15 protein-coding genes are annotated in these 15,987 nt (G+C 71.3%); 5 read left to right on the forward strand and 10 right to left on the reverse strand.

Annotated elements, in window-relative coordinates; genetic code table 11:
* Window positions 1-7: 7 nt before the first annotated feature.
* A complete protein-coding gene (locus ACQP00_RS26975) occupies window positions 8-1,267 on the reverse strand; it encodes a type III PLP-dependent enzyme (protein WP_433199439.1) in 1,260 nt (419 codons plus the stop codon).
* Window positions 1,268-1,540: 273 nt separating this feature from the next.
* A complete protein-coding gene (locus ACQP00_RS26980; protein WP_433199442.1) occupies window positions 1,541-4,288 on the reverse strand; it encodes a putative bifunctional diguanylate cyclase/phosphodiesterase in 2,748 nt (915 codons plus the stop codon).
* Window positions 4,289-4,800: 512 nt separating this feature from the next.
* Here ACQP00_RS26980 and ACQP00_RS26985 point away from each other — a divergent pair.
* Complete coding sequence (locus tag ACQP00_RS26985; protein WP_433199445.1) at window positions 4,801-7,251, forward strand: fibronectin type III domain-containing protein; 2,451 nt, start codon at window positions 4,801-4,803, stop codon at window positions 7,249-7,251.
* Between the two features lie 68 nt (window positions 7,252-7,319).
* On the opposite strand, the gene ACQP00_RS26990 is transcribed toward ACQP00_RS26985, so the two are convergent.
* From ACQP00_RS26990 to ACQP00_RS27000, 3 genes are all read right to left on the reverse strand, one after another.
* Window positions 7,320-7,682, reverse strand: a complete 363-nt coding sequence (locus ACQP00_RS26990) for a histone-like nucleoid-structuring protein Lsr2 (RefSeq protein ID WP_433199448.1) — start codon at window positions 7,680-7,682, stop codon at window positions 7,320-7,322.
* A 281-nt stretch (window positions 7,683-7,963) separates the two neighbouring features.
* Window positions 7,964-8,908 carry an acyl-ACP desaturase gene (locus ACQP00_RS26995; RefSeq protein ID WP_433199451.1) on the reverse strand — a complete coding sequence of 315 codons (945 nt, stop codon included), beginning with the start codon at window positions 8,906-8,908 and terminating at the stop codon, window positions 7,964-7,966.
* Window positions 8,905-9,630, reverse strand: a complete 726-nt coding sequence (locus ACQP00_RS27000) for a lysophospholipid acyltransferase family protein (RefSeq protein WP_433199454.1) — start codon at window positions 9,628-9,630, stop codon at window positions 8,905-8,907. The genes ACQP00_RS26995 and ACQP00_RS27000 overlap by 4 nt, the downstream gene beginning before the upstream one ends.
* Window positions 9,631-9,804: 174 nt before the next feature.
* Here ACQP00_RS27000 and ACQP00_RS27005 point away from each other — a divergent pair, with 174 nt between their 5' ends.
* The 3 genes from ACQP00_RS27005 to ACQP00_RS27015 are packed head-to-tail and all read left to right on the forward strand — an operon-like array spanning window position 9,805 to window position 11,886.
* Window positions 9,805-10,878 carry an AI-2E family transporter gene (locus ACQP00_RS27005; protein ID WP_433224007.1) on the forward strand — a complete coding sequence of 358 codons (1,074 nt, stop codon included), beginning with the start codon at window positions 9,805-9,807 and terminating at the stop codon, window positions 10,876-10,878.
* Window positions 10,879-10,915: 37 nt separating this feature from the next.
* Window positions 10,916-11,254: a hypothetical protein gene (locus ACQP00_RS27010; protein ID WP_433199457.1), complete on the forward strand. Its 339-nt coding sequence runs from the start codon at window positions 10,916-10,918 to the stop codon at window positions 11,252-11,254.
* Window positions 11,251-11,886 carry a nucleotidyl transferase AbiEii/AbiGii toxin family protein gene (locus tag ACQP00_RS27015; RefSeq protein WP_433199460.1) on the forward strand — a complete coding sequence of 212 codons (636 nt, stop codon included), beginning with the start codon at window positions 11,251-11,253 and terminating at the stop codon, window positions 11,884-11,886. Before ACQP00_RS27010 ends, ACQP00_RS27015 begins: the two co-directional genes overlap by 4 nt.
* A gap of 13 nt (window positions 11,887-11,899) precedes the next feature.
* Here ACQP00_RS27015 and ACQP00_RS27020 read toward each other — a convergent pair whose 3' ends face one another.
* From ACQP00_RS27020 to ACQP00_RS27035, 4 genes are all read right to left on the reverse strand, one after another.
* Complete coding sequence (locus tag ACQP00_RS27020) at window positions 11,900-12,079, reverse strand: hypothetical protein (RefSeq protein ID WP_433199463.1); 180 nt, start codon at window positions 12,077-12,079, stop codon at window positions 11,900-11,902.
* A gap of 274 nt (window positions 12,080-12,353) precedes the next feature.
* Window positions 12,354-13,736 (reverse strand): ATP-grasp domain-containing protein, encoded by a 1,383-nt coding sequence (locus ACQP00_RS27025; protein ID WP_433199466.1) that lies wholly within the window; start codon window positions 13,734-13,736, stop codon window positions 12,354-12,356.
* Window positions 13,663-14,343, reverse strand: coding sequence for an alpha/beta hydrolase (locus ACQP00_RS27030; protein ID WP_433199468.1), 681 nt, complete (start codon window positions 14,341-14,343; stop codon window positions 13,663-13,665). Before ACQP00_RS27030 ends, ACQP00_RS27025 begins: the two co-directional genes overlap by 74 nt.
* 84 nt (window positions 14,344-14,427) lie before the next feature.
* Complete coding sequence (locus ACQP00_RS27035) at window positions 14,428-14,670, reverse strand: PspC domain-containing protein (RefSeq protein ID WP_433065939.1); 243 nt, start codon at window positions 14,668-14,670, stop codon at window positions 14,428-14,430.
* A gap of 236 nt (window positions 14,671-14,906) precedes the next feature.
* Between ACQP00_RS27035 and ACQP00_RS27040 the strand changes: the two genes are divergently transcribed.
* The gene (locus ACQP00_RS27040) at window positions 14,907-15,446 is read left to right on the forward strand and encodes a general stress protein (RefSeq protein WP_433199471.1); all 540 of its coding nucleotides are present in this window, start codon (window positions 14,907-14,909) and stop codon (window positions 15,444-15,446) included.
* A gap of 66 nt (window positions 15,447-15,512) precedes the next feature.
* On the opposite strand, the gene ACQP00_RS27045 is transcribed toward ACQP00_RS27040, so the two are convergent.
* Window positions 15,513-15,938, reverse strand: coding sequence for a MarR family winged helix-turn-helix transcriptional regulator (locus tag ACQP00_RS27045; RefSeq protein WP_433199474.1), 426 nt, complete (start codon window positions 15,936-15,938; stop codon window positions 15,513-15,515).
* Window positions 15,939-15,987 lie beyond the last annotated feature (49 nt).

The following is a 15,987-nucleotide window of genomic DNA, read 5'->3' on the forward strand; positions in this document are numbered from 1 at the left end:
GCGGCCATCAGGCGGAATCCGCCGCGGTCCCGGCCTGGACGGGCGCCTCCGGGGTGCGCTGCACGGTGGCGTTGGCCCCCGTCGCGCCGCCCACGAACACCGGCTCCGGCGGCGCGAACCCGTTGAAGTGGCTGGCGTAGCTCAGGGTGTACGCCCCGGCCGACCCGATGTACAGCCGATCCCCCACCTCGATCGTCGCCGGCAGGTTGACCCCGTAGAACATCGTGTCCGAGCTGTCGCACGACGGCCCGGTCACCGTGAACGGCAGGTGCGGCACCAGTGCGTGGTCGGTCCGCGAGGTCCACAGCGGGAACCGCCACTGCTGCACCGTCTGCTGCGTCTCCATCATGCCGTTGTAGGCGCCCACGTCGACGTACAGCCAGTTCTCCCCCGCCCGCACCTCGCGCCCCAGCACCGTGGTGACCATGACGGCGCTCTCGGCGACCAGGTGCCGGCCCGGCTCGGCGGCCAGCAGCGCCGGACGGTACGGCAGCAGCTCCTCGAGGGCCGCATTGATGGTGCCGGCAATCTGGTCCAGCGGCGGCACCCGCTCGACGTAGCGGGACGGGAAGCCGCCGCCCATGTCGAGCATCTCCAGGTGTACCCCGTCCTCCTGCAGGGCGGCCATGAGCCGTCCGGCGGCGGCGATCGCCTGGCGCCACGCGCTCGTCGTCGCGCACTGCGAGCCGACGTGGAAGGTCAGGCCGTACGGCCGCAGCCCGAGCTCCCGCGCCAGCAGCAACAGCGCGCGGGCCTCGTGGGCCTCCGCCCCGAACTTGCGCGACAGCGGGAACAGGCTGGTCGAGTCGTCGACCCGCAGCCGGATGTAGACCGCGGCGCCGGGCGCGTACTGGGCCAGCTTGTGCAGCTCGCCCTCCGAGTCGAAGCTGAAGCGCCACAGGCCGGCCTGGCGCGCCTCGACGATCGCCTGCGGCGGCTTGATCGGGTTGCTGTACAGCACCTCGGCCGGGTCGACGCCGATCTCCTGCAGCATCCGCAGCTCGCCGATGGAGGCGACCTCGAAGCTGGACCCGAGCGCGGCCAGCGTCCCGAGCACGTCCTCGGCGGAGTTGCACTTCATCGCGTAGAACGTGTTGACGCCGGGGATCGCCGCCGTGAACGCGGTGTACCGCGCGGCGACGGTCGACAGGTCGATGGCCAGGAACGGCGTCGCGGCGTCCAGCTTGGCGAGGGCGCGTGGCCCGAGCGCGGCGGGCCAGTGCCCGGGCAGGTCGAGGCGGGCCTGGTCGGCGAGGGCGGCCGTCATCGAAGCGGGCTCCTAACGCGGGCTGATCGTCTGCTGGTCAGCCACCAGGTTCGGGGTCGCAAGGAGCCGCACGGGTGCGCCGCCGGGTGCCGGCCGGTAACACCGATCAGGTCACACTCTCGCGAGCGCGGAGCGCATACAGGCAGGCCCGCGCGGATCGAGGATCCGCGCGGGCCGCATTACCGAATTATTGGATTACTGATTACCGGAATTCGCTAATTCCGGGGCCGTCACCCAGCGTGCCGCTCGACGCCAAAAAGCAGGCGCGGACCATTATGCCGCCAGCGCCGCCTTGTCCTTGAGCAGCAGCCCCGCGTCGGAGGCCGGCAGCGGCCGCGAGAAGTAGTACCCCTGCGCGAGGTCGCACCCCATCCGCCGCAGCGCCAGGAACTGCGCGTACTGCTCGATGCCCTCGGCCACCGTCGACATCCCGAGGCTCTGCCCGAGCTGCACGATCGTGCGGGCCAGCGCGGCGTCCGGCGTCGCCCCGCTGAGCCGCTCCACGAACGAGCGGTCGATCTTCAGCGTGTCGACGGGGAAGCGGCGCAGGTAGGCCAGCGACGAGTACCCGGTGCCGAAGTCGTCGATCGCGAGCCGCACCCCGATGTCCTTGAGGCTGAGCAGCACCGCCAGGTTCTCCTCGGTGTCGGTCATCAGCACGCTCTCGGTCATCTCCAGGCACAGCCGCTCGGCCGGCAGCCCGGTCGTGGCGAGCACCCCGGCGACGATCGCGGGCAGGTCCGGCTGGTCGAACTGCACGCCGGAGACGTTGACGGCCATGGTCAGCTCGCGCTCGGGATGCTCGGCGCCCCACGCGACCGCCTGCCGGCAGGCCTCGGCGAGCACCCACTGCCCGAGCGGCCGGATGAGACCGGTGGCCTCGGCGAGCGGGATGAAGTCGACCGGGCTGATCATGCCGCGGGAAGGGTGGTTCCAGCGGACCAGGGCCTCGAACCCGACGATGGTGCCGGTGCGCAGCTCGATGGTCGGCTGGTAGTGCAGTTCCAGCTCCCCGCCGGCCTCCAGGGCGCGGCGCAGGTCGGCCGCGAGCTGCAGGCGCTCGACGAGACCGGAGTGCATCGCCGGGTCGTAGCGGGCGAACTGCCCGGAGCCGGCCGACTTCGCGCGGTACATGGCGAGGTCGGCGTTGCGCATCAGCTGGTCCGCGTCCCGGGCGTCCGGGCCGGTCAGCGCGATGCCGATGCTGCCCTGGACGTGGATCTCCTGGTTCTCGATGACGAACTGCTCGTCGAGGGCCGCGATGATCCGCCGGGCCAGCTCGTCGCCGTCCTCGGGGGTGGCGACGCTGTCGAGCAGGACCGCGAACTCGTCGCCGCCGAAGCGGGCCACCGTGTCGCCGTCGCGCACCGCCTCGCCGAGCCGCATCGCGACCTGCATGAGCAGCACGTCGCCGGCGGCGTGGCCGAGGCTGTCGTTGACCTCCTTGAACCCGTCGAGGTCGAGGAAGAGGATCGCGACGTGCTCGTGCTTGCGCAGCGCGACCTCGAGGCGGTCCTTGAACAGGGCGCGGTTGGCGAGCTTGGTGAGCCCGTCGTGGAAGGCCTCGTGGACGAGCTGGTCCTCGAGCTCCTTGCGCTCGCTGATGTCGCGCGAGTTGAGCACGATGCCGCGCACGCTGGGGTCCTCGAGCAGGTTGGTGACGGTCACCTCGGCCAGGCAGCGGTGCCCGTCGGCGTGCAGCATCGGCACCTCGACGGTCCGCGTCGCGTACGCGGTCCCGGACACGGACTCGATGGCGGCCGCGAGCAACGCGGCGGCGTCGGGCAGCATGCTCTCGGTGAGGTTGCGACCGGCGATGTCCTCCGGCAGATAGCCGAACACGCGCGTCATCGATTCGCTCTGGTACGTCACGATGCCCGCCGCGTCCATGACCGTCACCACGTCGGAGCTGTGCTGCACGAGCGCCTGGAACCGCTGCTCGCTGGCCCGCAGCTCGGCCGTGCGCTCCTGCACGCGCGCCTCCAGCCCGCGGGTCAGCGAGCGGTTCTCCAGCAGCGTGAGCAGCTGCCGGCCGACGATGAGCAGGATGATCGCGGAGCGGCTCCACGAGATGAACATGTCGTGGGTACCGTGCCGCAGCACCTCGAACGTGCTGGTCAGCAGCGCGCCGAGGACGGCGAGGTACGGCAGCATCACGCCGAGCGGCTGGGTCAGCGCGTGCTCGTCCTGTTCGGCGAAGGCCGGCTCGGGGCGGCGCGCGGCCAGGAAGATGAGCGCGAACCCGGTGAACCAGCCCAGGTCGAGCACGTTGCCGGAGCCGTAGGTGTCCAGCAGCGTCAGGTAGGCGTAGCCGGAGTCGGAGACGGTGAACGCGGCCAGCCCGGCGCCGACCAGCGGCAGCGACAGGGGCCGGCGGCCGCCGCGGCGCAGCCGGGCGACCATGAACAGCACGATGGTGAGCACCACGACGTCGCCGCCGGGGTACCACAGCGTGATGAGCAGCCCGAGCTTGCTGTCGGCGCCCTGGCGCACGAGCGGGCCGAGGATCAGCACCCAGGTGATGAGCAGCAGCGAGACGGCGATCATGAGCCCGTCGAGGATGCTGCGGAACTGCTGCGCGAGGGACTGCCGGCTCACCGGGAGCAGCAGCAGGCCGGCCGCGGTGAACGGCATCATCCAGAAGTAGCCGGCGTCGGCCAGCGACGGGAACGGGACCTCCTGGCGGAGCACCGTCTCGTACCAGATGCAGAACGCCTGCCCGATGCCCCACGACACCGAGCCCGCCCCGGCCAGCGCCCACGCCCACCGCACCCGGCGGCTGCCGGCGACCGTCCCGGGCTGCCGCTCGCCCCAGGCCCGGACCAGGCAGGCGATGCCGGCGGTCAGCGCGGCCACGAACAGCACGATGTTGGAGACGTTCTGGCCGACCAGCTCGCCGCCGAACCCGGTGACGAACACCGTGAACAGCGCCGCGGTGACGGCGGCCGCACCCGCGCAGAGCAGGGCGTACCCGCGGGTGGGCGCGGCGGCCCGGAGCAGGCTGTACGGCCAGCTCGCCATCGTGCCCCCCGATCAGTGGTTCCGCGTCGCGTGCCGCACTGATCGGGTCGCGGCCGGACGAACTGAGCGGCCTACCCGGCAGGCAACCGTCCCGCACCCATAACTCACGTTTCCGCTGGTGGGTTGCGGATCGACGGGTGTGCCGCCGGTGCGCCCGGCGGACACCGCCTGCGCTTCCCGTCCCCCTGGTGTCTCGTGGTGTCCGGTTGTGTCCGTTCGCCGCCCGTTCGTCCCCGGTGCGGAAGTTCGGGCGGCCCCGGCCCTCGCGCGCCCTCCCGGCACCCCTGGTTCCTCGGGCGCGGAATCGTCATTCCGGGCGCCTTCACTGTCCGTGATGACTAGATTGCGAGACGTGTTCGCGTTCGTTGGTCGCGTTCGATTTCGGGTGCGACCGCTCCGAGACGGGGGACGGGATGGCTGCGCAGTCCAGGTTGGTGCCGAGGCCCAAACGCCGGCCACGGGTCACACGCCGCTCACTGAGAACCGGCCTGGCCGCGTTCACGGCGGGCCTGGTGGTCCTCGGCAGCGCGGCGGGCCCGGCCTTCGCGGCCATGACCGACGGCGACCCGCTCACGCCCACCGCGGAGTCGTCCCGGTGCGACGCCGAAACCACCTCCGCAAAGTCGGCGAACGAGTGCGCCGAACCGGACGCTAAGCACGACAAAGGCGGCTGGGGCCGCCAGGGCGACCCGGACACCAACGGCGGCTGGGGCTCCAAACACGCCCAGCCCAAGAGCAGCCCGTCCGCGAGTCCCGCGGCATCCCCGGCCGCCGCCCCCTCAGCCACCGCCACCGCTTCCACCACCGCTTCCACCACCGCGACCCGGCCTGTCCCGACAAGAAGCGCCCAGGCAGCCCACCACCCGCAGACCACCGCCCCGGACGCGACCACCGACGACGCCGAGCCGCTGGATTACGTCCCGGACGACACGGCAACGGCCACCGACAAGCGCGGCGCGGCCAAGGACACGGACAACCCGGGCACCGGCGTGTACGTCCCCGGCGTCTCCGCCCCCGGCTTCGGCGCCCGCATCGAGGCCACCCCCGACGCCCCGACCGGCATCAGCGTCGAGGCCATGGCGTCCGGCATCCACGTCTCCTGGAGCCACTCCGGCGCCGACGTCGACCACTACACCGCGACCGCCTACGACCACGACGGCGCCGTCGCCGGCAGCTGCCTCGGCGGTGACGCCTCCGCCATGAGCTGCGACATCGTCAACGGTGTGAACGCCGGAACCGCGTACTGGGTCAAGGTCGTCGCCTTCGGCACCGCCGACGAGAGCGAGCCGTCCGCCGTCGTGACCTCCGGCGCCGTCGTCCCCGGTCCCCCGTCGGCCCCGACCGGCGTGCACGCCGTCGGCCAGACCCCGACCGCGGTCACCGTCTCCTGGACGGCGTCGAGCACCCCCGGCAGCGGCATCGACCACTACGAGGTGACCGCCGACCAGGACGCCTCGAAGGGCTGCAGCACCATCGACGCCGCCACGCTGCACTGTCTCGTCGACACCCTCAGTGACAGCCTGGCGTACACGTTCACGGTCAAGGCCATGGGCGCCGGCCAGAACGGCGACTCCGACCCGAGCGCCGCGTCGGACCCGGTGACCCCGGGCGCGCCGGACATGCCGACGGGCGTGACGGCGGTACCGGCGGGCCCGAACACGCTGCGGATCAGCTGGACGGCCCCGGCGACCACGCGGGCCGGGGTCGCGAAGTACGTCGCGACGGCGGTCGAGGACCCGACGAAGACCTGCGACACGACGGACGGCGGCAGCACGTACTGCGAGATCGACCACCTGCAGGCCGGCGGGGCCGGGTACGCGTTCCGGGTACAGGCGAAGGGTGTCAATGCCAGCGGCGACTCCGGCTGGTCGACGGCGTCGGCACCGGTCGTGGTGGCCAGCCCGCCGGACCCGCCCACCGGGGTGACGGTCACGCCGGGTGACGGCACGCTGCTCGTGCACTGGACGGCCCCGATGCACACGGGCTCCGGGATCGCCGGCTACACCGTGCGCACCGCCGCCGACCACGCGCTGAGCTGCGGCCCGGTCGCCGGCACCGCGGAGCAGTGCACGATCACCGGGCTGAGCAACGGCACCGCGTACACGGTGCAGGTCGCGGCCAACGGCACCGGCGACACCGGCGACTCGCCGTGGGTGAGCGCGCCGCCGGCCACGCCGAGCAAGGCCCCCGCGGCCCCGTCGCACGTGACGGCGGCGGCCCGGATCGAGGCGATCTGGGTGGGCTGGACCGCCGGTGACCCGGGCACGGGCATCGCCAAGTTCCGCGCGACGGCGAGTGGTCACGGCACCACGATGAGCTGCGAGGCGGTGGCGTCGGCGACCGGCTGCGCGATCACCGGCCTGACCCCCGGCACCGAGTACGAGGTGCGGGTGCAGGCGCTCGGGCAGTACGGCCGCGACTCGGAGTGGTCGGCGGCGAGCACCGCGACGCCGGCGAGCCTGACGCTGCCGGCCGACGTGCCGCCGAGCGCCGGGCACGTGGACAGCTCCAGCGGCACCGACGTCGCGCCCGGCGAGATGATCACGATCAGCGGCACCGGGTACGCGCCGCACACGACGATCACCGTGGTGATCTACTCGGCGCCGCAGACCCTGGCCACGGCCACGACCGACGGCGGCGGGGCGTTCAGCGTCGCGGTGACGGTGCCGGCCGGCTACACGGGCCAGCACACGCTGGTCGCCTCGGGCGTGGACAGCAACGGCACGGCCCGGTACCTCACGCTCGGTGTCGACATCCTGGAGCAGCACGCCGCCGTCCCGGCCGCGCCGATCAGCCACGGCGACACCACGGGCAGTGAGACGGGCGACACCACCACGTCGCTGCCGGTGACCGGCGACCCGATCAGCAGCATCGCCCTGTTCGGCCTGTGCATGCTGATGGCCGGCGCCGCCTTCGTGGTCCTGTCCCGCCAGCGCTTCGCGCGCACCGAGGCGAACCAGTAGCCCGGCCGACGGGCGCGACGGGTGGGCTGGAGGACAGAGGGGGCGCCCGGCGATCGGGCGCCCCCGGTTCAGCTTCCCGCTTCGGCGTGGAACCGTTCGACGATGTCGGCGCGGATGCGGCCGCGGTCGGAGACCTCGAGCCCCTTGCCCTGCGCCCACTCGCGGATCGCCCGGTTCTGCTCCCGCTCGGCCCGCGCCGACAGCACCGGCCGGACCCGGCCACCGCGCGTGACCACGGGCGCCGCCGCCTGGACGCGGCCCAGTTTCGTGGCCGCGCCGACGAAGGGTGCGAGGACGTCGCGCAGCTCGGCGGCGTTCTTCGCGGATAGGTCGATGGTGAACTGCACGCCGTCGAGGCCGAAGCTGAGGCTCTCGTCGGCGAGGCCGCCGTCGAGGTCGTCGATCAGCTCATGTATCACGCGTCTGGCCATGGCGATGCTGCCTTCCGATACGGGGAGTGAAATTCCGCAGCCAGTACGCCGCCGTAAGACCCGGTGAAATCGGTCAGACGGGCAGTCGAAGGCACGGAACGGTCGTCGCAGCCTACTGCAACGCTCACGGAAGGCAACCGGGGCCCTCGACAGGCGCAGCGCCTCTGACGAGCACGGACAGCACGCGGAGCACTCCAGCCGTCGACGCAACGTGACGGTCCCCACATCGAAAGGCCGGACCCGCCGCGAGCGACGCAGCGGATCCGGCCGATGACACAACGTCAGACTGCCGCCGAGGCCGCCGCCCGGGCCCGCTGCGCGTCGCGGCGTTCCACGAACCGCGACGCCTGCGCGTCGAGGTCGGCCATGAACGCCGCGAGCTCGTCGCGGGCCGCGTCCCCGTCGCCGGACACCGGCCGGTCGAACGCCCGCACCTGGCGCAGGACCGGGGTGAGCACGTCGTCGTGGTGCAGCCGCAGGTCGTAGATGCCGGCCTTGGCGATCTGCACCGACTTGCGGCCGAAGTTCTCGATCGTGTGCCCGGGCATCTGGAAGGAGGTCGCCACCCGGGTCACGGCCCGCATCGCCAGGTTGGGCGCGAGGTCGAACGCCGCGTTGAGCAGGTTCCGGTAGAAGATCATGTGCAGGTTCTCGTCCGCGGCGACCCGGGCCAGGAGCTGCTCGCACACCGGGTCGCCGGAGACCGTGCCGGTGTTGCGATGCGACACGCGGGTCGCGAGCTCCTGGAACGACACGTACGCGACGGACTCGAACAGCCCCTCGTAGGCGTTGGCGAAGCCGCCCTCCATGTGCGCCATCCGGGCCCGCTCCAGCGCCACCGGGTCGACCGCGCGCGTGGCGAGCAGGTAGTCCCGGATCGCGATCCCGTGCCGGCCCTCCTCGGCCGTCCACCGGTGCACCCAGGTCCCCCACGCCCCGTCCCGGCCGAACACCGTGGCGATCTCGTGGTGGTAGCTGGGCAGGTTGTCCTCGGTGAGCAGGTTGACCACGAGCGAGATCCGGGCGACCTCGGACAGCTTCGACTGCCCCGGCTCCCACGCCTCGCCGCCGAGGATGCCGTCGAAGTCGCGGCCCTCGCTCCACGGCACGTACTCGTGCGGGAACCATTCCTTGGCCGTGCTCAGGTGCCGGTTGAGGTTCTCCTCGACGACCGGCTCCAGCTCACGCAGCTGGACGAGCAGGTCGGTGGGTTCGGTCGAGGTCACTGGGCCTCCGCTTCGAGGACGGCCGGCTCGGGTGCGGTGCCGCCGAGGTGGGCCGGGAGCCACCAAGCGTCGTCCGGTCCGGCGGGCTGCTGCGGGTAGGACCGCTGCACCCGATCCAACAGGACCGTCATCCGCGATCGTAGTTCCGCCATCACGGCGTCCTGCGGGTCCCGCCGTTGCGGGTGCAGTGGCTCACCCATCGCGATCGTGACGGCGACGCCACGCTTCGTGAGATCCCGAGGCCGGCCCTTGGTCCAGAAGCGCTGGGTGCCCCACAGGACCATCGGCACCAGCGGCGTGCCGGTCGACGCGGCGAGCCGGGCCGCCCCGCTCTTCATGTCCTTGATCATGAACGACGGGCTGATCGTCGCCTCCGGGAACACGCCGACGACCTCACCGGCCTTCAGCGCGGTGAGCGCGGCCTTGTAGGAGCCCATGCCGGCGTCGCGGTCGACCGGGATGTGGTGCATGCCGCGCATCAGCGGGCCGCCGATCGAGTGCCGGAAGATCTCCTCCTTGGCCATGAACCGCACGAGCCGCTTCGAGCGCCGCGCGCCCAGGCCGCAGAAGATGAAATCGAGATATGAGATGTGGTTGCAGGCGATCACGGCACCCCCGCTCGCCGGCACATGCTCCTCGCCCTCGATCGTGATCTTCATGTTGAGCGCGCGGAACATGGTCTTCGCGAACGCGATGACCGGGGGGTACACGAGATCTGCCATGTACTCACGCTAACGGTGTTCCCGTGCGAGCACCCGGTACCCTGCCTCAAGACCATCTGACTTCCCAGGGAGTTCACAGTGCAGGACGAGGTGCTGGAGCCCGCCCCGGCCGCGCAACGACCCAGACCCGACGCCCCCGACGCCGCTGACGCCACTGCCGCCCCCGACGTCGAGGTGGACATCGTGATCGTCGAGGAGTCGCCCCGGTTCGGCAAACCCGGGCCGCCGATGCGCCGCTCGCCGCTCATCATCGGCTTCACCGCCGGCCTCGGCCTGCTGCTGGCCTGGAGCGCCTATCTCGCGATCCAGAACGTCCGGTCGATCCTCGTGCTCATCTTCATCGCGATGTTCCTCGCGATCGGTTTGAATCCCGCGGTGGTACGGCTGGTGAAGTGGGGCGTCCCCCGCGGGTTCGCGGTCGCCATCGTCGGCATCGGGGCCATGCTGGTGCTCTGCGGCGGTATCGTCGCGCTCATTCCGCCGCTGGTCCAGCAGAGCAACGCGCTCATCGAGAACCTGCCCGGCTACATCGACAACCTGCAGCGCAACGACCAGCTGAACAAGCTCAACGACGACTACCAGCTGCTCGATCAGCTCAAGAACGTGGCGACCGCCGGCAATGTCACCAAGGCCCTCGGCGGGGTGTGGGGCGGCGTCCAGGTCGCGTTCTCGGCGCTGTTCAACATCTTCACCGTCATCATTCTCACCCTGTACTTCATGGCGGCCTTCGACCGGCTCAAGGACGGCGGGTACCGGCTCATCCCGGCCAGCCGCCGCGACCGCGTCCGGCTGCTCGGCGACGAGATCCTCACCAAGGTGGGCGCCTACCTGGGCGGTGCGCTGGCGATCGCGGTCGTCGCGGGCCTGTCCTCGTTCGTGTTCCTGCTCGTCATCGGCGTCGCCTATCCGTACGCCCTCGCCGTCCTCGTCGCCATCACCGACCTCATCCCGCAGATCGGCGCGACCCTCGGCGCGGTCGTGGTGTCCATTGTCGGCTTCGCGACCTCGCTGCACGCCGGCATTGCCTGCGTCATCTTCTTCGTCATCTACCAGCAGGTCGAGAATTACCTCATCTACCCGACCGTGATGCGCCGCGCGGTGAAGGTCTCCGACCTCGCCGCGATCCTTTCGGTCCTCATCGGCGTCGCGCTCATGGGTGTCGTCGGCGCGCTCATCGCCATTCCGGTCGTCGCCGCGATTCAGCTCATCTTCCGCGAGGTCGTCATTCCCCGGCAGAACGCGCGGTGAGGTTCTCAGAATGGGGATGACAGGTACACTTCGCCTCATGCACGACGAGCCGGCGCACGGACGCGTGGCCTATCTGGCCCGCCCGCACCGCCCTGCGCTCGTCGCCCGCACCCTCGAAGAGCTCCGCGGCCCGGTCCGCGGCGTCGTCGAGCTGCCGCAGCGGCTGATGTGGAACCCCCAGCGCGCCTTCGACCTCGACAACCACGACCTGCTGCTGTGGATGTACGAGAACGTCCTGCGCGAGGCGATCCGCCACGACGAGCTGCGCCGCTTCCTCAACAAGAAGATCCTGGTGCGGGTCTGGCCGGAGCTGAACCTGCCGCACGGCGTCCGCCGCGCCTGGGAGGTCCGGCACCCGGCGCTGCGCCCGCGGTGATCCCCTTCTACACCGACGTCGCCCGGGTCGCCCTGGCCGTGGCGGAGGAGCACGGCTTCGTCCTCGGCGGTGGCTTCGCCTGGCTGATGAACGGCCTCGTCGAACGCCCGACCGAGGACGTCGACCTCTTCACCGACACCGACGGCGCCGCCGGAGCCGCCGCCGACGCGGTCTGCGCGGCCCTGCGCGCGGCCGGCTACACCGTCCACGAGGAGGAGGCCGACGACCTCCTCGAACTGTTCGCCGGCTTCGACCAGCGGGAGTTCACGGTCGGCGACGGCACGCAGACGGTACGCCTCACGCTGTCCCGCCTCGACCGCCGGCACAGCCCCGTGATGATGGACGTCGGGCCGGTCATGCACCTCGACGACCTCATCGCCACGAAGGTCGCCGCCCTGATCAACCGCCGCGAGGTCCGCGACTACATCGACGTCGCCGCCGCCATGGAGCGCTACTCCCTCGGCGAACTGCTCGAACTCGCCCGCCGCCAGGACCCGGCCCTCGAGTTCGCCGACGTCCTCGCCGCCGGCCGCTACCTGGACCGCCTCGACGACGGCCGGTTCGCCTTCTACGGCCTGGACGCGGACCGCATCGCCGCCCTGCGCCTCCGCCTGCGCGACTGGCCCCGCTGAGGTCCCTGCTTTTTCAGCGGGCGGCCGCGTTCGCCATCACGTGCGCGAAGCCGCGCAGGGTGCGGTCGACCTGACGGTTCGCCGCCTGCCCGGTGGTGCTCAGGTACGCCGACCCGGTGACCTCCATCCGCTCCCGCCCGTTCCGGCCGAGCACGCGGGTGATCAGCACCTTCCCGACCCCGTCGATCTCCATGACCGCCGGGTGCGCCCGGTGCTCACCGAGGTTGCAACGGTGCCCTCGAGCGCACCATGCGGGGTGGTCGTACGGACCCATGCAGTACCGCCTTCCAACGATCGCCAACGATTGACACCATTGACGGTACGCACGTCTACCAGCCCGAACTACGGATTGTGACGCGGGCTACCACGACGTCACCGGTTCGGGCGAACGATCCTCGTGAACCGCGTCACGACCCTCGCCGCACCTGCCCGGCGCCGCTACAGTACGGCGATTTCGCCCCGGCTTGTCACGATCCGTTCTCGTGCCGCCACTGCCCGACGAGTCCCCGGAAATGCGCCACGAACCGCTCGTGCTCGTGCGCCGGATACGTGGCCCGGACCGTGCTCACGATCAGGTCGTCGAAGTCCGCCGACGCGACCCACTCCGCGACGAGCTCGGGCACGTGCCGCAGGGTCGTGTCGCAGAACTCCCGGTACCGGTCGGTGTCGAAGTACTCGTCGGCGAGGGCCCGGTAGCCGCGCAGCTTCGACCGGTAGTCGGCGCCGGAGTCGCCGATCTCGAAGTACCGGGCCGTGTCCATGTCCAGCTTCGCCCGCCGGTCGGTCACCACGCAGAACGCCGACCACCGCAGCAGCGCCGTCATCGCCCACGGGAAGTAGTAGTGCAGGCTCGTCAGCGCGACGTCCGGGCACGCGTTGGCGTAGTCGATCGGGTACACCACACCGTCGCGGACCAGGCACTCGCAGGAGTTGAACTCCCACCGGAAGAACGCGTTGACGAGCCGCGAGATGGTCACGACCTCGTCGCCGACCTCGTCGCTGAGGAAGCCGTGCGACACCTCGTACCGCTCGTGCATCGGCAGCGCGGGCCGGAACTTCATCACCATCGTCTCCGGCCCCACCGACAGCGACCGGGTGAACACGTCGTAATCCTCGACCGACTGCTGCAGGTGCATCAACCGCTCACCCGACTGGTCGTACGCGGCGTGCAACGCCGCACTGTCGGCGACCCGCGACACCCCGACCCACGCCCCGCCGTCGTAGGGCTTCATGAACAGCGGATACCCGAGCCGCTCGGCCACCGCGTCAAGGTCGAACGGCTGGTTGTACCGGTCCGCCGTGTACGCCCACTTCGCATGATCGACCGGATTCTTGTACGGCACCAGCACCGTCTCCGGCACGTGCAGGCCGAGGCGCATCATCGCGCAGTACGCCGCGTGCTTCTCCATGGACTGGAACGTGAACGGGCTGTTGAGCAGGTACACGTCATCCATCAACGCGATCTTCTTGAGCCACTCCCGCGGGTGGTAGTACCAGTACGCCAGCCGATCGATGACGAGCTGGTGCGCCGGCCGGTCCCGCAGGCTGAACGGCTCGATGGTCACCCGCTCGGTCCGCAGCCGGTGCCGGCTCCCGTCCGCGGCCGTGACCGTCCCGAGCCGCGCCACCAGCGTCTCGAACGCCCGCGGCCAGTCCTGCTCGGTCCCGAGCAGCAGCCCGACGAGATGGTCCCGCACACCCGCCTCGGCGGCGCGCTGCTGCGGGATCTCGCCGAGGCCCGCGGCGGCGGCCGGCCCGCTCGATCGGCCGGCGGGTTCAGCCGGCGGTGGTACTGCCGGGGACTGGCTTCCCGGCAGCGGGGTCGTCGCGTTGGGTTCCGGCGTGGTCATCGGTGACCTCCTGCAAGAGGCGGTGCAGGTGTGGATCGAGCGCGTCGCGCCAGGTGGTCATCGAGTGACCGCCCGGCACCTCGAGCAGCGGCACGCCGAGGCGCGTGGCCATCGCCCGGTTGTTGAGCAGGTTCTCCTCGTCCCGCCCGCACGTCAAGACCACCCGCGACGCGACCGGTCGGGCGCGGCGGACGAAGGCGAGGATCCGGCGGTACCGCGGAAAACCGGACTCCTGCGGGTCCAGCTCAGCGGTGAAATAGCTCCCGGACTGCAGGAACAGCCCGGCGAAACTGCCCGGATGGCGGCTCTCGGCGTGCAGGAGCGCCAGCGCACCCAGACTCGCCCCGAGCCCGACGACCGGCCCGGGCGGCAACGACGGCAACACCTCGCGCACGAGCGCGGCGGCGTAGGCGGGATTGGCCGAGTACCACTCGTTGCGGCTGCCCGGCGACAGCAGCACCACGTGCTCGTGCGGGAACCGCGCCACGACGCCGGCCACCCGCTCGAACTCCGGCCCGTCATGCACCAGCAGCACCAGCCCACTGCCCGGCCGTGCCGACGGCGCCACGATCCGCGACTCAATCGTCACGCGGGAGTCACGGGCCACTCACGCACCATAGGTCAACTTCTCGCCGCGCGCAGCGTTCGCTCCGGCGGCGGCCTGCGCAGGGAGTCGAGAACCCCGGCGGGGTCAGGCGCCGAAGGTGAGGTGATCGTTCGGGGCCGGGCTGACGGGGGCCGGCGGGGCCTCGGGCATGACGATCCAGAGCATCGGGTACGCGAGGACGGCCACGCCCCCGGTCAGCAGGATGGACAACAGGAACACGGCGCGGACCATGGTGGGGTCGGTCCCGAGGTACTCGGCGAGGCCGCCCAGCACACCGGCGACCGTCCGGTCGGTCCGCGACCGGCGGAGACGCTTGATGTCGGTCATGTCTGCAAGGTTGCCCGCCGGAATGCCCCGACGACCTCGGGTGACGCCCGGAAGTACCCCTGAGTCCCGCACCCCGACAATTCGACGCACTGGGTGACCGAGCGGTGACCTCCTGCTACCGGTCTCGGGCGCGGTCGCGGCCGGCAGCGTCATTTTGGACGTGTTGCCGGCGGTCACCCGGAAATTCGCCGTTGCGTTGCGGGCGGGATGGCCCCGACAGCCCTACCCTGACCGGCATGACGACCCCTCCTCCCGTGGACGAACCGCCGGTTCCCGCCCCGGACCCCGAGCCCGACCCGAACGTCGGCGACCTCGTCGAACTCGAGCGCAGCACCGTGACCGTCGCCCGCTTCGCCGACTACGCCGGGGCGCAGCAGGCCGTCGACTACCTGTCCGACAACGGGTTCCCCGTCGAGCGGACCGCCATCATCGGCACCGACCTGCGCCTGGTCGAGAACGTCCTCGGCCGCCTCACCGTCGCCCGCGCCGCGCTCGCCGGCGTCGCCAGCGGCGCCTGGTTCGGCCTGTTCATCGGGATCCTCTTCACGCTGTTCAGCAACTCGAACTGGCTGGGCATCCTGCTCGCGACGATCCTCATCGGCGCCCTGTGGGGCGGCGTGTTCGGCGCCATCGCCCACGCCCTCACCGGCGGCCGCCGCGACTTCACGTCCCGCAGCTCCCTGCAGGCCGGCGAGTACGCGGTGACGGTCGAGCGCGAGGTCGCCGACGAGGCCCGCGTCCTCATCACCCGCCAGAACTGGCGCGCCGCGAACTGACCCTCCCGCGACCGCGACCGCGACCGCAACAGCAGCAGCGACTGCGGCGGTTGCGGTCGCGGGTCGCTACGGCAGGGGCGGGGTCTGCATGCGGTCGATAATCTTCTGCAGGGCGGTCTCCAGCGCCGCGAGTTCCTCGGGGGTCAGGGTCGCCAGGGCGTGCTCGGCCAGGCGGCGGCGGGCGTCCTCGATCGGGGACCGGGCGGCGCGGGCCTTCTCGGTGAGGTACAGGCGGACCAGGCGGCGGTCGGCGGCGTCCGGGCGGCGTTCGATCAGGCCGTCGTTCACCATCCGCGTCGCGGTGTTCACGATGGTGGGCGTGGTCACGCCCAGGTGGGTGGCCAGTTCGCCCGGCGACAGGCCGTCCCGGGCCCACAGGACCTCCAGGACGAGGTTCTGACCGATGCGCACGCCGTGCGCGCTCATCGCCTCGTCGGCCGCCGTCCGCAGCAACTTCTGGGCCCGGGTCAGCAGCCGGATCACGTCAGCCACGTTTGCATGCTAACGAGTTTTGCGGCTACATTTCGCTAGCACGCTATCG

Origin of the sequence: Dactylosporangium sp. CS-047395 (assembly GCF_050942185.1) — a bacterium.
Taxonomy (GTDB): domain Bacteria; phylum Actinomycetota; class Actinomycetes; order Mycobacteriales; family Micromonosporaceae; genus Dactylosporangium.

Bases quoted from the DNA above. Each gene is read 5' to 3' on its own strand.
- ACQP00_RS26975 (WP_433199439.1), bottom strand. From the start codon at position 1,267: ATGACGGCCGCCCTCGCCGACCAGGCCCGCCTCGACCTGCCCGGGCAC.
- ACQP00_RS26980 (WP_433199442.1), bottom strand. From the start codon at position 4,288: ATGGCGAGCTGGCCGTACAGCCTGCTCCGGGCCGCCGCGCCCACCCGC.
- ACQP00_RS26990 (WP_433199448.1), bottom strand. From the start codon at position 7,682: ATGGCCAGACGCGTGATACATGAGCTGATCGACGACCTCGACGGCGGC.
- ACQP00_RS27000 (WP_433199454.1), bottom strand. From the start codon at position 9,630: ATGGCAGATCTCGTGTACCCCCCGGTCATCGCGTTCGCGAAGACCATG.
- ACQP00_RS27010 (WP_433199457.1), top strand. From the start codon at position 10,916: ATGCACGACGAGCCGGCGCACGGACGCGTGGCCTATCTGGCCCGCCCG.
- ACQP00_RS27020 (WP_433199463.1), bottom strand. From the start codon at position 12,079: ATGGAGATCGACGGGGTCGGGAAGGTGCTGATCACCCGCGTGCTCGGC.
- ACQP00_RS27025 (WP_433199466.1), bottom strand. From the start codon at position 13,736: ATGACCACGCCGGAACCCAACGCGACGACCCCGCTGCCGGGAAGCCAG.
- ACQP00_RS27035 (WP_433065939.1), bottom strand. From the start codon at position 14,670: ATGACCGACATCAAGCGTCTCCGCCGGTCGCGGACCGACCGGACGGTC.
- ACQP00_RS27040 (WP_433199471.1), top strand. From the start codon at position 14,907: ATGACGACCCCTCCTCCCGTGGACGAACCGCCGGTTCCCGCCCCGGAC.